The 13,844-nt window shown below is 66.2% G+C and carries 18 protein-coding genes and 1 pseudogene; 6 read left to right on the forward strand and 13 right to left on the reverse strand.

All coding sequences use genetic code 11. The annotated features are described in order from the left end of the window. Window positions 1-371 (forward strand): hypothetical protein (locus EWH10_RS21190; protein WP_207212596.1); only part of this gene is annotated, 371 nt, incomplete at its 5' end. 9 nt (window positions 372-380) lie between these two features. Here EWH10_RS21190 and EWH10_RS21195 read toward each other — a convergent pair. The 8 genes from EWH10_RS21195 to EWH10_RS21230 all read right to left on the reverse strand — a co-directional run bounded on the left by EWH10_RS21195 (window position 381) and on the right by EWH10_RS21230 (window position 7,865). Further along, window positions 381-2,780, reverse strand: a complete 2,400-nt coding sequence (locus EWH10_RS21195) for a hypothetical protein (protein ID WP_065846286.1) — start codon at window positions 2,778-2,780, stop codon at window positions 381-383. Window positions 2,781-2,905: 125 nt separating this feature from the next. Next, the gene (locus tag EWH10_RS21200) at window positions 2,906-3,616 is read right to left on the reverse strand and encodes an HAD family hydrolase (protein WP_268236573.1); all 711 of its coding nucleotides are present in this window, start codon (window positions 3,614-3,616) and stop codon (window positions 2,906-2,908) included. 108 nt (window positions 3,617-3,724) lie between these two features. Then, a complete protein-coding gene (locus EWH10_RS21205) occupies window positions 3,725-4,546 on the reverse strand; it encodes a DUF3618 domain-containing protein (RefSeq protein ID WP_065846288.1) in 822 nt (273 codons plus the stop codon). After that, window positions 4,543-4,989, reverse strand: coding sequence for a phage holin family protein (locus EWH10_RS21210; protein WP_025546842.1), 447 nt, complete (start codon window positions 4,987-4,989; stop codon window positions 4,543-4,545). Before EWH10_RS21210 ends, EWH10_RS21205 begins: the two co-directional genes overlap by 4 nt. Further along, window positions 4,986-5,477, reverse strand: a complete 492-nt coding sequence (locus tag EWH10_RS21215) for a hypothetical protein (protein WP_065846289.1) — start codon at window positions 5,475-5,477, stop codon at window positions 4,986-4,988. Before EWH10_RS21215 ends, EWH10_RS21210 begins: the two co-directional genes overlap by 4 nt. A 142-nt stretch (window positions 5,478-5,619) precedes the next feature. Continuing rightward, entirely contained in the window at window positions 5,620-6,603 is a 984-nt protein-coding gene (locus tag EWH10_RS21220) for a YihY/virulence factor BrkB family protein (RefSeq protein ID WP_065846290.1), read from the reverse strand. Further along, a complete protein-coding gene (locus tag EWH10_RS21225; RefSeq protein WP_065846291.1) occupies window positions 6,600-6,821 on the reverse strand; it encodes a hypothetical protein in 222 nt (73 codons plus the stop codon). The genes EWH10_RS21220 and EWH10_RS21225 overlap by 4 nt, the downstream gene beginning before the upstream one ends. Before the next feature lie 153 nt (window positions 6,822-6,974). Continuing rightward, complete coding sequence (locus EWH10_RS21230; RefSeq protein ID WP_065846292.1) at window positions 6,975-7,865, reverse strand: EamA family transporter; 891 nt, start codon at window positions 7,863-7,865, stop codon at window positions 6,975-6,977. A gap of 113 nt (window positions 7,866-7,978) precedes the next feature. Between EWH10_RS21230 and EWH10_RS21235 the strand changes: the two genes are divergently transcribed. Then, a complete protein-coding gene (locus EWH10_RS21235; protein ID WP_044662929.1) occupies window positions 7,979-8,455 on the forward strand; it encodes an Lrp/AsnC family transcriptional regulator in 477 nt (158 codons plus the stop codon). On the opposite strand, the gene mtnA is transcribed toward EWH10_RS21235, so the two are convergent. Genes mtnA through EWH10_RS21260 form a run of 5 tightly spaced genes read right to left on the reverse strand, consistent with a single transcriptional unit; the run spans window position 8,442 to window position 12,594 of the window. After that, window positions 8,442-9,506: an S-methyl-5-thioribose-1-phosphate isomerase gene (gene mtnA / locus EWH10_RS21240; protein ID WP_065846293.1), complete on the reverse strand. Its 1,065-nt coding sequence runs from the start codon at window positions 9,504-9,506 to the stop codon at window positions 8,442-8,444. The two genes, EWH10_RS21235 and mtnA, sit on opposite strands and share 14 nt — an antisense overlap. Further along, window positions 9,503-10,744 carry an S-methyl-5-thioribose kinase gene (gene mtnK, locus EWH10_RS21245; RefSeq protein ID WP_130030182.1) on the reverse strand — a complete coding sequence of 414 codons (1,242 nt, stop codon included), beginning with the start codon at window positions 10,742-10,744 and terminating at the stop codon, window positions 9,503-9,505. The genes mtnA and mtnK overlap by 4 nt, the downstream gene beginning before the upstream one ends. Then, a complete protein-coding gene (gene mtnC / locus EWH10_RS21250; protein ID WP_065846295.1) occupies window positions 10,741-11,424 on the reverse strand; it encodes an acireductone synthase in 684 nt (227 codons plus the stop codon). The genes mtnK and mtnC overlap by 4 nt, the downstream gene beginning before the upstream one ends. Further along, window positions 11,421-11,972: a 1,2-dihydroxy-3-keto-5-methylthiopentene dioxygenase gene (locus tag EWH10_RS21255; RefSeq protein WP_065846296.1), complete on the reverse strand. Its 552-nt coding sequence runs from the start codon at window positions 11,970-11,972 to the stop codon at window positions 11,421-11,423. The genes mtnC and EWH10_RS21255 overlap by 4 nt, the downstream gene beginning before the upstream one ends. Next, a complete protein-coding gene (locus EWH10_RS21260; RefSeq protein WP_229742773.1) occupies window positions 11,950-12,594 on the reverse strand; it encodes a methylthioribulose 1-phosphate dehydratase in 645 nt (214 codons plus the stop codon). The genes EWH10_RS21255 and EWH10_RS21260 overlap by 23 nt, the downstream gene beginning before the upstream one ends. Window positions 12,595-12,709: 115 nt before the next feature. Between EWH10_RS21260 and EWH10_RS21840 the strand changes: the two genes are divergently transcribed. The 4 genes and pseudogenes from EWH10_RS21840 to EWH10_RS22080 all read left to right on the forward strand — a co-directional run bounded on the left by EWH10_RS21840 (window position 12,710) and on the right by EWH10_RS22080 (window position 13,624). Continuing rightward, entirely contained in the window at window positions 12,710-12,862 is a 153-nt protein-coding gene (locus tag EWH10_RS21840) for a hypothetical protein (RefSeq protein WP_165363391.1), read from the forward strand. Window positions 12,863-13,033: 171 nt separating this feature from the next. Next, a pseudogene (locus EWH10_RS21265) lies at window positions 13,034-13,243 on the forward strand (transposase); the annotation flags it as partial. Between the two features lie 84 nt (window positions 13,244-13,327). Beyond that, window positions 13,328-13,477, forward strand: a complete 150-nt coding sequence (locus EWH10_RS22075) for a GNAT family N-acetyltransferase (RefSeq protein ID WP_229742775.1) — start codon at window positions 13,328-13,330, stop codon at window positions 13,475-13,477. A gap of 3 nt (window positions 13,478-13,480) precedes the next feature. Beyond that, window positions 13,481-13,624, forward strand: a complete 144-nt coding sequence (locus EWH10_RS22080) for a GNAT family N-acetyltransferase (protein ID WP_229742777.1) — start codon at window positions 13,481-13,483, stop codon at window positions 13,622-13,624. Window positions 13,625-13,844 lie beyond the last annotated feature (220 nt).

A 13,844-nucleotide genomic window follows, 5' to 3' on the forward strand; every position in this document is an offset into this window, starting at 1 on the left:
AATCTTACATGGTGTGTAAGGACATTGTGAGGATGGCTAATTTAACCGAGTATCCTGCGCCTAGAAGCCACAAGAACCCGGAGCCGCCGCCCACATGTCCCTTCATCAATCAACAATGTCAAAGAGCTTCACCGAACATCAGAAGCGGACAACCAGCGATCCTCGAACTTTCATTCGAGGATTTGGCCATCCTTGATATTGGCGACCGTTCGCAGCGAAAACCGGAGGTCATCACCGCGTCGGTGGAGTGGCATCTAGGCGCGTCGAATGAGTCGGTCAACAGGAAAAATAGGATTTTGGAAAATTTCCCGCAAAACCAGAGGAGACGCGGGTTTGGGCTTGCCCGGGCCTCTCATGGACGCAAGCGCTGAACGCGGCTGTCAACCGAGATCGAGTATGACTGCCTGGTCCCTTGCGTCGCGCAGGCGGATGTAGAATTTGCCGTCCCTTGGCGCCGGGACGGACAGGCTGGAGCCAGTGAAGCCCTGCGTGACCATCGTCGGCTTTTCAAAGCCGGGCGCGCCGTCCACGGCCTCGATCAGGAACAGGTCGCGGCCCTTGATCGTGCAATCCTGCGCCTCGCAACTGACGCCATCGATATGCGGCAGGCGGGCGAGCGTCACGAGCGGCTGCCAGTCGCTGGAGCCATCGCCGCGCAACAGGCGAAAGCGCAGCGGACCCGACGCGGGCGCCAGCGCCGCCGGGTCCAGGGTCGCCACCATCACATCCGGGCCGGACAGCCGAAGCCCGCTGGCGCTTCCCAGCCTGACGGATTTCGCTCCATCTGCCGAAGCGACCTCCAGCGCATCGTCCGGTCGGAAAGCCGCCCCCTGTTCCGCCCGGACCGAGAAGACCAGACGCCCGTCGTCGGGCAGCAGATCCTCCCCGGAAAGCTGGAGGCTGCGGCCTGCGCCCGTACCTTGCGAAACGCTCCTGCTGAGCAGGGCCAGCCGGGGGCGCGCTTCCTCTACAGTGGCGGCCAGATCGACGGAGCGGCCGTCCTTCAACCGTACCCGCGCCGTCGCCCGGTCGCCAGCCTTCAGAGCAGCGCCCTCGCCCTTCGTCAAAAGACGCAACCGGTCCACGGACCCGTCGCGCACCAGTTCACCGGGCGCCAGCACCATCCCGGACAGCTCAACCGCGGCGACCTGATCCAGCCGCTGGCCGGAAAGGACCGCGCTGTTGTCCCCGGCATGCAGGCTGAGCGCGTCCAGCCTGCTGGCCTGGGCATAGGCCTTGAGCGACAGGACGGAAGGCGTGGCGACGCCCTGATATTTGACCTCTATCCTGATGTCGCCGGGCTTGCGGTCGGCCAGTGGAAGGGTCAGGAGCAGGGCGTCCGTCCCCTGCACCTTCCACGGCAGGGATTGGGGCGCGCCGTCCCCCTGCCGCAAGGTCACGCCTTCGACACAGGCAGGCGCTTCGCCGGTCAGGGTCAGGCCATTGTCGCGACCGACCACCAGCGTCGGTTCCTCGCCCGCCACTTTCCACCGCGCGTCGCCGGGCAGTTGCAGCGAGAAGTCCGGTCCTTCGAACCGCTCGAAACCCCAATAGCCGGAAAGATGCCCCTTCACCGTACCCTTGAAGACGGCAGGAAGCGGATCATTGCCCTTGACGACATAGCCGCCCCGGTCCGCCCGCGCCTCCAGGGGCAGGTCTATCGTCTCGCCGCTGGCGGCCGTCAGCTTCACCGTCATGTTGCGCGCATAGGCGGTCGAATAGATGAGCGGCGCGCCCTCGACAGGAAGCACCACGCCGGGACGCGCCGCGCAGATCGGGCCGCTGGCCGCGCTGCGCAGGCGGGGCGGGCTGTCGGCTTCGATCGCGGGCATGCCGACGACCAGCACCGACTTGGGTTTCTGGAACGAGGGCGCCTTGTTGAGCAGCAGCGCGGCGGCATCGTCCCGCCGGACGCTGAGCGTCGGCAGATAATCGAACTCCGGATTGCTGAACGCGCCGAAAATCTTCGCCAGATCGCGCACCACGCCGATATAGGGGCTGTAGAAGCCATAGCCCGCCTCCCGCGTGGAACTGAGTTGCAGCGCCAGATCGGTGGGCGCGCCGGTCAGAGTCTCTGCAATGGAACTGCTGTGCACGTCAGCCAGCACCAGTTGTTCGCGATTTTCCAGCAGGCAATTGGCCTGAAGCTCGACCACCTTGGACAGGCATTCGTCATTCAGCTTCATCGACAGGCTGCGCGCCAAGGCAGGGGCGACCGAACGCAGATATTCGGGATGGGTGTTTTCCTGCGCCCGGATCGCCGCCATGAAGGCATCCAGCCGCGACCGATCGAGCGAGGCCTGATTGAGTTCCTGCGTCGCGCGGATGAACTCCCCCGGCTTGCCGCGCACCGCATCTTCGATCGTGCCTTCCGCGCCGCCCGTATCCGGCACCAGGAACAGCGTCATCTGCCGCGCGCCCTTCGGCACGGTCAGGCTGAGGCTGTTGTCCTTCGCCTTCTTCTTCCAGGTTTCGGCGGACTTGATCCAATCCTTGGGCGGCGGATTGGTGGCGCCCCGCAGGAAGGTGGAGAGCAGCAGGAATCTTGCGCCCTGGTCCTCCGGCAGGTCGGCCCCGATCGACAGCCTGTCGCCTTCGGCCAGGCTGGGCACCTGCGCAATGGGCAGCACGTCCTTGCCCCGCATGACCGTGATGCGCAGGCCCGGCCCGCCAAGCTCGAACGGTGCGGGATCGGCCGCCCGCACCGATGCGGCCGAAAGCGCGATGCCGGCGGCACCGCAAGCCCAGGGCAGGATCTTCCATCGGCTAGGCAGCGGCATAAGGTCCCGGTATCTTCCTGTCAGCGATCCAGATTCCGCTGTCCCACATCGGCTCCCCAATTCCAAGAGCGCGGGCGACGCAACCGGCTTTGCGACGAAGGGTCAGGATCGCGGGACGAGCAGGGTCAGCCCTTCGCCGAGGGCAGGATCATGGCGGCAAGGTCGTGCAGGCTGGGGAGCACCGCCGCGACCAATGCCCGTTCCGCGTCGGTGGGCGGGAGCAGGTCAGGCACCATCACGGTCGCGATGCCGGCCGCCGCCGCCGAACGCACTCCGGCATAGCTGTCCTCCACCGCCACCGCATCGGCAACCGCCACGCCCAGGCGCTTCGCCGCCAGCAGATAGGGTTCGGGATGCGGCTTGGGCCGTTCCACATCGTTGCGCGTCACAACCACGTCGAAATAGTCGAGCAAGCCCGCCTTTTCGAGGCGATGGCAGGCATGGGGCGCCTCGGTCGAGGTCGCGACGGCCATGGGAATGCCTGCCGCGGCAAGCCCGGCCAAAGCCGGTTCGACGCCCGGCCGCTTCGGAATGGCGGCCTCCAACGCCGCCTCGAACAGCAGGTCGCTGTCGGCGTAGAACTGCTCCAGCGGAAAGTCCGCGCCGAAATGCTCCGCCAGCATCACCCGGTTCGCATCGCGGTGAATGCCGACCATGGCAAGCTGCAACGCCTCGGAAAAAGGCCAGCCCAACGCGGCAGCCGCCTCCGCCATGGTGCGCCGATGCTCCGCTTCGGTATCGAGCAGCGTGCCGTCCATGTCGAAAATCACCGCCCGCACCGGATCGGGCAGGCGGCGGTTGAGGATGGCGGGTTCAGCGCTGGCGAAGGTCGACACTTTCATCGCGCCAACGTGGAGATCAAGCGGCTGTTTTGCGAGTGCATAAACCGCGCGGCCAGATGCAGATCATGCGCATGTGGCGGCGCGGCATCACCCCCGTCCCGTTCAGTAGGGTTGCGGGGGCGCCGAATGTCCACCCTGCTGGAGCGTCGAATCCGCCTTCTCGACAAGCTCGTCCTTCTTTTCGCGCAGCGTTTCGGCCAAAGCGTCCTTCTGCTCGGCCGCCATGCCGCGCGCCTTCTCGCCCAGCGCACCCAGCCTTTCCTGTTCCGTCCGGCTGAGCGGCAGCACCGATCCCAGCGCCGCGCCCACCGCAGCGGCGATCAGGCCGCCGACGAAGGGATTGTCGTCATAAAGGCTGCGGGCCCTTTCGGTGGCCTGCGTGGCCGCATGTCCGGCGGCGTCGCGCGCCTGCCCCGAACCCTGCGCCCAGGCATGGCGCTTTTCCCGGAATTTGTCGGTCAGGTCGTCGAGCCGCTGGCGGAAGCTGCTCTCATCCTCATCGTGCCGGCGTTCGAGCATCAGATAGTTGGCGCGTGCCGCGTCGCGGCGCCGCTGATAGGCGATCGCATCTTCCCCATCGCGAATCTCGATGCCGGACATATGGGCCACATAATCGCGATGGTGCGGATCGACATGGCGGTTGCCCGTGCCGGAGCCGAAGCTGGGGAATGGGGAGTCCTTGTCGCTGATCAGCCAGATCGTGCCGGCGGCGATCAGCCCAAGCGCGATGGGGTTGCGCCGCGCGCCGTCCAGCAGCGTCCGGGCGTCGACATGATGTTCATCCGCCTTGTCCAGCAGGGCATTGAACAGGTTGCGCGGCGTCAACCGGTCTCCGATCCTGTCGATCGTGCGGCTCATATCCTCCTGCGTGCGGCGGATGTCGCGCTCTATGGCGTCGGGATCTCGGTCAAGCGTGTCGGTCATGGTCTGTGCTCCGGATTGAGGTCGCCGCGCAGGGCGGAGGGTGTGCGTTCCAGCACGTGCTGCGTGCGTTCGGGCGCGAGTTCGGCGGCGCGAACCTTGGCCAGCGCCCCGCGATAGAGGATGAAGGCGACGATCAGGGCGACGATGCCGACGATCAGCGTAGCAAGGCCCAGATGGTCGATGGCGTCGGCCAGCAGATAGGCAAGGCCCATCAGCAATACGCCAAGCCCGGCGATGCCGACCACGGCCGCGACCGCGACCGAGCCGACGGCCAGTTTCACGCTGGTGGCGGATTCCCGCACTTCGGCCTTCAACAACGCGATCTGCTGTTCGGCCAAATGCGTCCCCTGCCCCATCAGCGCGCGGAGGAGCGAGGCTATGTCCTCGTCCCTGCCGCCACCGGCTCCGGCGACGCTGGCGCGGTCCGGTTGCGGGTCGCTCATATCACCCCTCCCGTTCCGGAAGGCGGCACGGGCGTCGTGACGGTCGTATAGGGCTGCGGCTGGGGCGCCGGCGGTGCCATGGCGGCACCTGAGGCGCTGCCGTCCGCCTCCGCCCGGAAGATGCGGCTGGCGGCAAATCCCGCCGCCGCGCAGGCGGTCAGGAAGGTCACGGGATTGTCGCGGGCCAGGTGGCGGATGCTGCCGGCCAGTTCCCGGGAGTCCTTCTGCTCGATGGTTTCGGCAAGGCGCCGCATCTGCTGCGCGCCCTGTTCCAGCGTCGATCTGATCCAGGACAGCATCGCGCCTTCGCCCAGTTCGCCCGCTGCCCGGTCGAGCGCGGCGGAGGCCGATTTGGCCTGATCGACCAGCGGGCTCTTGCGCGCGTCCACCTCTTCATGGAGGCGGTCGGTCGCGGCACTGGTCAGGTTTTCGGCATCGTTGCGCAGTTCGCTGCGCAAGTCGTTGCGGTCATCGGATGGCGTCTGCATAAGTTCATCTCCTGGGCTGTACGGGATGAACAGTATGAAACTGGCGCGGTTCCGTGCCTTTTCCCCGATTTGCGGTGAATCGATATTTGGACGGACCGTCGAAAGATCATGAATATCGATGATCCTTCAGCGAAGATTTGGACTAACCCAATTTGGTAACTTGGGTTGGTCCATCTTCGCCCGCCCGCGTTCCCTGCGCGACATGATCCGCCGCCCAGGCGTTCCTCTGCCCCAGCGGGCGTTCGTCGCCTTCGGTCGTGTCGCGCGCCGTCTGATGCTCCAGTTCCGAATTGAGTTCCGCGCCGAAGATCAGGATGTAGCTGGACAGATAGAGCCAGGTCAGCAAAATGATGACGGTCGCCAGCGATCCATAGGTGGCCCCGTAATTGCCGAAATTCGCCACATATATTCCAAAGCCGAGCGTCAGCAGCACCCATGCCGCCGCGAAGAACAGGGAACCGGGGGTCAGCCACATCCAGCGAGCGCGGTCGCGCGACGGACCGAAGCGGTAGAGCGTCGCCGCCGCTGCCGCCGCCGCCAGCGCGAGGAGGAGGTAGGACATGAGCCTGGACAGCATGGCAAGGACCGGCGATGACGGCAGCCAGGGCTCGACATAGGCAAGGACGGTCATGGACAGCAGGGCGAATACGGCCATCGCGACCGCCCCGGCCGTGATGAGAAGCGCCAGCAGGTTCACCTTCACCAGGCCTCGCTTCTCCTCCTCTTCATAGGCGATGTTGAGCGCCGTCACGATCGCCGCCGCGCCATTGCGCGCGCTGAACAGCGCCAGCGCCAGCGCCACCAGCACGCCCAGCCCCTTCTTCCCGCCAGAGGTCTGGACGACATACATCAATTGTTCGCCGATGAAGCGGGCGATGTCCGTGGGCATGACCCGCGTCATCGCCGCCATGTTTTGCGTCACCGTCTGCGGATCGGCAACCAGCCCATAGGTCAGCACGATGGCGCCGAGCAGGGGCAGCAACGCCAGGAAGGCATAGAATGACACGCCCACAGCGACCAGCCCGACATTGTCCGCCGCGCTTTCCTTCCATGTGCGCATGAGCACGTCCTTCCACGCGCCTGCGGGCATCCGCCAGGGCGAGGTCGCGTCCTGCCCCCTGCTCATGATCCGGTTCCTGCCGATCCGGTCGCGGGCATGGCGGCGGCTTTGCTGATGATGTGCATGGATGTGGAATGGACCGCACCCGGCATTGGTTCCCTGTTCGGCCCGCCATCGCGCCGGGCCGGCAGGCTGCGGATCGCAACGGGATGCGGCAGCGGGCTCCATCCGCGCGCCGCGATCGCCATCGCCTGCAAAGCTTCGCCATCGTCGACGCTGCCCACGATCTCCGCATGCGTCTGGCCGGGCAGAGGCTCACTGTGCCCGATGGCGGTGCGCCGCCGCTGCAGGATCGGCTTGCCGCCGGTGACGGCAATTGTCGCCCCGGCCCTTGCGTCACATAGGTCAGCCGCCCTTCCGGTTGCGCCGCCGGGCGATCAGGGCTGCTCCATCGCATCCCCCGCCCGGGCGGTGACCGCCGTGCCGATGGACGCGCAGATGATGAGGCCGATCGCGAACCATTGGGACAGCGTCAGCACCTCGCCCAGCAGGATCAGCGCCATGACCGCGCCGACGGCCGGCTCCGCGCTCATCAGGATGCCGAAGGTGTTGGACGTTAATCTGGGCAGGGCGACCATCTCCAGGGAATAGGGGATGGCGCTGGACACGATGCCCACCGCCACGCCAAGCAGCAGCGCCTGCGGCGTCAGCAGCGCGGCACCGGCATGGACCAATCCCACCGGCGCGACGAGCAGGGTGGCGACGATCATGCCGCCGGCGGACGCGGCCGCTCCGTGCATGCGGCCTGCATGCCGGCCGATCAGGATATAGCCGGCCCAGCACGCGCCGGCGAGGAGCGCCAGCGCAATGCCGCGCCAGTCGAGCTGGGACGCCGCGCCCCAGAGCGGCAGCAGGCTGGCCAGGCCCAGCACCGCAAGGCCGATCCAGAGAAAATCGAGCTTCCGCCGGGAGGTGAGCAGGGCGACCGTCAGGGGGCCGGTGAACTCTATCGCAATCGCCAGCCCCAGCGGAATATAGGCCAGCGCATTGTAGAAGGAGAGGTTCATGACGCCCAGCACCACGCCATAGGCCAGCAGCGGCCGCCAGCCCGCCCGCCAGTCCAGCCGCCACGGCCGGAACACCAGCGACAGGATCACGGCGCCGACGATGAGGCGCAGCGTCGTCGCCCCCTCCGGCCCGACGAGCGGGAACAGCCGCTTGGCCAGCGAAGCGCCGGAAGTGACCGACAAAAGGGAGAGGGAGAGCGCTCCGAAGGCGACAGGATCCACGCGCGTGGAAAGGGGGCGGGGCGCGGCAACGCTGGACATGCAACACTCGAATATGGATGGACGGACGCGGCATAGCTAGCGCAACGCATGCGATAAGTGCGTTCGATTTTGTCGCTTTTCCGATAAAATTTATCGCCTATCCTTTGGGGGCGATGAAAAACGATCTCCTCGATTCCTTCGACCGGAAACTGGTCGAACTGTTGCAGGCCGATGCGCAGCGACCGGTCTCCGCCCTCGCCGAAACCGTCGGCCTGTCGCCGCCCGCCTGCTACCGCCGCATTCGGCGCCTGCGCGCGATCGGGGTGATCGAGCGCGAGATCGCCATCGTCAGGCCGCGGAATCTGGGCTGGCCCCTCTCCATGATCGTCCTCGTCTCGCTGGAACGCGAAAGCGCGCATACGATGAACGAGATGATGGAGATATTCCGCGACGAGCCCGAGATATTGGAGGCCTGGAACGTCACCGGGGATCATGACTTCGCGCTGCGCATCGTGGCGCGTGACATGGAGGGCTATGACGATCTGGCGCAGCGCCTGTTCGCCGCCAATGACCGCATCCGCACGTTCAAGACGCTGGTCGTCATTCGCGAGGTCAAGCCGCTCAGCCCGGTACCGGTCAACGGAGCGTGAGAAGGCCCGCCGCGCCCCTGATCAAGCCCTTTTCCGTGACATAGCCTGTGACCAGGCCGGCTGGCGTGATGTCGAAAGCCGGGTTGAAGGCGGGCGATGCGGTGATGCCGACACGGGTCTGCGCGCCATGATCATCGGGACCGGGGATGAAGCGTATCTCGTCGGAGGCACGCTGCTCGATCGGCACGGCCGCGCCGTCCGGCGTCGCGGGATCGAAACTGCTGGAAGGAAGCGCGACGTGGAAGGCTATGCCATGCGCCTGCGCCGCCAGCGCCTTCAAATAGGTGCCGATCTTGTTGCAGACATCGCCATTGGCGGTCACCCGGTCGGTGCCGACGATGACCATGTCCACCCTGCCCTGCTGCATCAGCAAGCCGCCGGCATTGTCGACCACGACGCTGTGCGGGACGCCGTGGCCCGCCAGTTCGAAAGCGGTCAGCGCGCCCTGGTTCCGGGGTCGCGTCTCATCCACCCAGACATGGACGGGCAGGCCCTCGTCATGCGCGAGATAGATGGGCGCGGTCGCCGTGCCCCAGTCCACCGTTGCCAGCCAGCCGGCATTGCAATGGGTGAGGATATTGACCGGTTCCCCGCCCTTGCGCGCGGCGATTTCCCGGATGAGGGGCAGGCCGGCTTCGCCTATCGCCCGGTTCGCCGCGACATCCTCGTCGCAGAGGCGGGCGGCCTGTGCATAGGCCAGCGCCGCCCGTTCGTCGGCCGGGCGTTCCGCGACGGCGGCCCGCACCCTCTCCAGCGCCCAGCGCAGGTTGACCGCCGTCGGGCGCGCCGAGGCGAGATGGGCGAAGCTGCGCTCCAGCGACGCGGTGCTCGGATCTTCGCGCAAGGCCAGCGCCAGCCCATAGGCGGCGACGGCGCCGATCAGCGGCGCACCCCGCGTGGCCATGTCGGCTATGGCGTCGAACGCCTGTCCGGGCGTTTTCAGGACCAGCCGCTCCAACGCCCAGGGCAGGCGCCGCTGGTCGAAGATGCCGACGCTCCATCCATCCGGCTCCAGCCATATGGAGCGTGTGGCCCTGCCCTCCAGCCTCATGCGGGCGCCCTGTCCAGCCGGATTGCATGCGACACGGCGGCGATGCCGGAAAAGGCGGCGCGATCGACCAGCAGCCTGCGCGCGATCTGGAGCGCCCGGCGCTCGCAATCGGCGCGCAAGGCTTCATCCGCGATGCTTTCGAAATCAGCGACATGGGCAAGGCCGAGGATTCGCCGGATCATCTCGCAACCGGCAAAGCCCAGCGCGTCGGTCCAGATGCCGGCGAGCACATCCTCCATCGCCGCCGCGCGCAGATCGGCATCGCCCCTGGCAAGCGCATGCAGCGCGCCATGTTCCGCCTGGGGATCGAGGGCGTTCCCATGCCCGGTGAAGCGCTTTGCAAAGCCCTTCCACAATGTTTCGGACTGGTCCAGCAGCCAGGGGTCGGGCCGCTCCGCCGGACGTTGGCCGGGCTGGGCGAGATAGGCCATCCAGAGATTGGCGAGCACCATGCCGACATCGAAGCCGATCGGCCCGTAAAAGGCGAATTCGGGATCGATCACCTGCGTATCGTCCGCCGTCACCATCACCGATCCGGTGTGGAGATCGCCATGCAGCAACGCCTCCGGCGCGGCGAGGAAGCGCGCCTTCATCCGCTGCGCGGCAAGGCAGAGGGGCACGTCCGTCCGGAAGGCGGCGACGATGTCCTCCAGCCCCCGGGTATGACGGTTCATGGGCGCGTCGAAATAGGGTTCGTCGAAGATCAGGTCCTCTGTGATCCGGCACATGGCCGTATTGCCCAGATAGGCGGCGATGCGCGCCTTCTTGTCCACCACCGGCACGGCGAGGTCGGAGGTGAAGAACAGCGTATCGGCCAGGAATTCGGCCAGATGGCTGGCAAGCAGCGGGTAGCGTTCCCCTTCGACAAGCGCGCCGCGCAGGGTGCGGTGAGGTTTGAGCAACGCCATCACCGTGAGCGCCATGGCATCGTCATGATGCAGCAGCGCGGGGACGCGCGCAGGCGCATGGGCGGCCTGATCGGCCAGGGCGAGACGCTCATAATAGGCACGCGACAGCGGCAGCGGCCAGCTTTCGCCCACCATGCGCACATAGGGCAGCGCCTGCTTGGCGGCGACGCCCCCCGACGGCCCGGTCACCAGGAAGACGAGATTGAGATTGCCGTCCCCGACCTCCGCCACCGTCCAATCGCCCGGCCTGCCGCCCAGACGCTCGGCAATGGGGGCTATATCGGCCAGAAAGGGGCCGACGCTGCGGTCGTCCAGGGCGGTGTAGCTCATCGGCGATCCTCCTGCCATCCGATGGCGTCGAAGCTGTCGGCTATGGGAAAGCGGCTGTCTGCCGGCGCCCCGTCGCGCGCCAGCAGGGTCACGGCAAGGCCCGCCTCTGTCGCCGCCGCCAGTTCCTCCGGCGTGTCGGAGAGGAACAATATCTCGGCGGGCGGGCGGTCCAGCGCATCGGCAATGGCGCGATAGGAGCGCGCTTCCCGCTTGCCGCCGACCGCCGTATCGAAATAGCCCGCGAACAGCGGCGTCAGGTCGCCATGATCGCTATGCCCGAAGAGCAGCTTCTGCGCCGCCACGGACCCCGACGAATAGACATGCAGGGCAATGCCCGCGTCATGCCAGCGGCGCAGCCCTTCGGCCGCGTCGGAATAGACATGGCCAGTGAAATGCCCCTGCGCATAGCCGTCCGCCCAGATCATGCCCTGCAATTGCTTGAGCGGCCCGATCTTGCGGTCGGCATCATGCCATTGGCGCAGAAGGGCGATGCAGGCCTGCCGGTCCAGGTCCGTGCCCGCTTCCGCGCGCACGGCATCGAATATCGCCGCCGCCGCGTCCGGACGATCGGTGAGGAAGCGCTCAAGCCGCGCACGGGAATAGGGGAAAAGCACGTCATGGACGAAGGCGATGCTGGACGTGGTGCCCTCTATGTCGGTGACGATTGCGCCCGGCCTCATGCCGCCCCCTGATAGAGGGGGACGGCGCGGGCGATCTCATCGCCCGTGAACCGCGCGACCCAGCCTTCCGGCGTCGTGAACAGACGGATGGCCGTGAAACGCGGCCGCTCCCCGGTGTCGAACCAGTGCGGCGTCCCTGCGGGCAGGACGATCAGGTCCCCCGCCGTGCATTCCAGCGCATGGACCGTGCCGCCGAAGCGAATGTAGAACAGGCCCGCTCCTTCGACGAAGAAGCGGACTTCATCATCGTCATGCACATGTTCCGCCAGGAATTTGGCACGCATGGCTTCGCGGTCGGGATGGTCCGGGGTCATCTTGACGATGTCGCAGGACCGGTAGCCGCCCCGCGCCTTCAGCCGCTCTATGTCCTCCGCATAGGCGGCCATGATCTCGGCATCCGCCGCGTCGGGCGAGAGCGTCGCGCCCGCCTCCCACCGCTCAAGCCGCACGCCCGTCGGCTCCAGAATGGCGGCGATCGCGCCGTGATCGTCCAACCGGCCCCGCGCTCCATGCGGCGGGCTGTCGTCATATTGGATCAGACTGGTCATCGGCCCCTCCCCTCAGCTTCACCTCTTCCCAGGCGCAGGCCAGCAGGAATTCGCACCCCTCCACCATCGCCTCGGCCGCGTCCAGCGTCGGCCCCCAGGCGTAAAGCCCGTGGCCGCGAATGTAGAAAGCCGGCACCAGCCGCTCCTGCGCCAGCAATATCGGCCGCAGCAGAGCGGCGAGCGCGGGCATGTCCTGGCTGTTGTCGACCAGGGGCAGGGTGACGCTCGCCTCATGGGTCGCGACGCCCGGAAAAATCTTGAGCAGCTCATATCCGGCCAGCTCGATCCCGTCCCGGCCGGCCAGCGCGCGGCTGAGGACCGTGCCGGCGACGGAGTGGGTGTGGAGCACCGCCCCGGCGGCGGGATCGACGGCATATATCAGGCAGTGCAGCAACGTTTCGGCAGAGGATCGACCCGCGTCGATGGCCGTGCCGTCCGTCGCCACGCGCATGAACTGCGCTGCATCGAGGCGCCCCTTATGCGCCCCCGACCGGGTGATGAGGATCGTCCCGTCGGCCAGCCGGGCGGAATAATTGCCGGCGGTCGCGGGCGCCAGGCCGCGAGCATCCAGGCGGCGACCGGCCTTGGCAAGCGCATCCGCTGGATCAGGTAAATCAGGCACGGTGGCGGGCATATCCAGATCTGCAGAAAACCGCGGTTCGGCGCGGCGCCGGTCATCCCTGTCGGACGTCCCGGCTGGACAAGGGCGTTCGGTGATCCTTCGATGACAAAGAACCATGGCGACCTTAGCGGGCGGAACGGAGGGCCGCAATCGGTCCTTTCACGACCCGGAGCGCGCGCAGCACGAAACGATCGGCGGCCGCGCGGCCATTCTCGCGTTCCGCCGGGCTCCGGCGACCGTGAAAACAGGCTTGCTCAACGCTTTATGAAATTATCTTGAGTGTCCTGCCGCCTCCAGCGTCTAAGGAGAATGGGCGGAGGCCAGCTTCTACAGGGATACGGAATGGAATATCGCACATTGGGACGCACCGGGATCGAGGTCAGCCTGATCTGCCTCGGCACCATGACATGGGGCGCCCGAAACATCGATAGGCTATCTGATCGACCGCCGCACGACCGGTCATGATAGTTATGCCGTCAGCCTGCGCATCCGCAAACGGATCGAGGAGGCCTTTGGCTGGGCCAAGACCGTCGGCGGTATCGCCGGGCTCAAGGTCAGGGGCCTGGCCAGAGCAGAGGCCGCCTTCCCCTTCCGAATGATCGCCTACAACCTCGTGCGACTTCCCAAACTCATCGCCAAGCCCACATGAAAGCCATCCAACACCCAGCTTGGCGATCAATGACTTCATCTGATGGGCAAGTGAGTGGGGCGCACAAAATGAGGAGGCAGGATGATGTCCGACACGAGCGACGTTCGGAACAATAAAAAGGAAGGGCGATACGAGTTGGCAATAGAGGGCGAACTCGCCATTGCCGTCTATGATCGCCGCGACGGCGCGTTGGTCTTTACGCACACGCAGGTGCCCGAGGCTCTTGAAGGGTAAGGCTTGGGTAGTCGCCTCATCAGCGCCGCGCTTCAGGATGCGCGCGAACAGGGTTTGAAGGTCATACCGCTTTGCGAATTTGTCGCAGCCTATATCGAACGCCATCCCGAAGAACAGGATCTGCTCGCGCTCGACGCGCCGGGGTGAATGCTGGAGACGCCATGAGCAGGCGCATTAACCTGTCATCTTTGGCTCTCCTATCGTTGAAGCGACGAGGACGTGCGCAACGCCTTGAAGGGCCAGGCTCCCGTAACCGAGACGCTGTTACAGGCGGGTGTCAACCCGTTCCAAGACGCTCAGGAGCGAATTTCTTGCTCCGAGGTCCGGTCGGTCCATTTTCTCATTTTTCAAAGCCTAAAATTGGCCG

The organism is Sphingobium fuliginis, assembly GCF_004152845.1.
Classification (GTDB): domain Bacteria; phylum Pseudomonadota; class Alphaproteobacteria; order Sphingomonadales; family Sphingomonadaceae; genus Sphingobium; species Sphingobium fuliginis.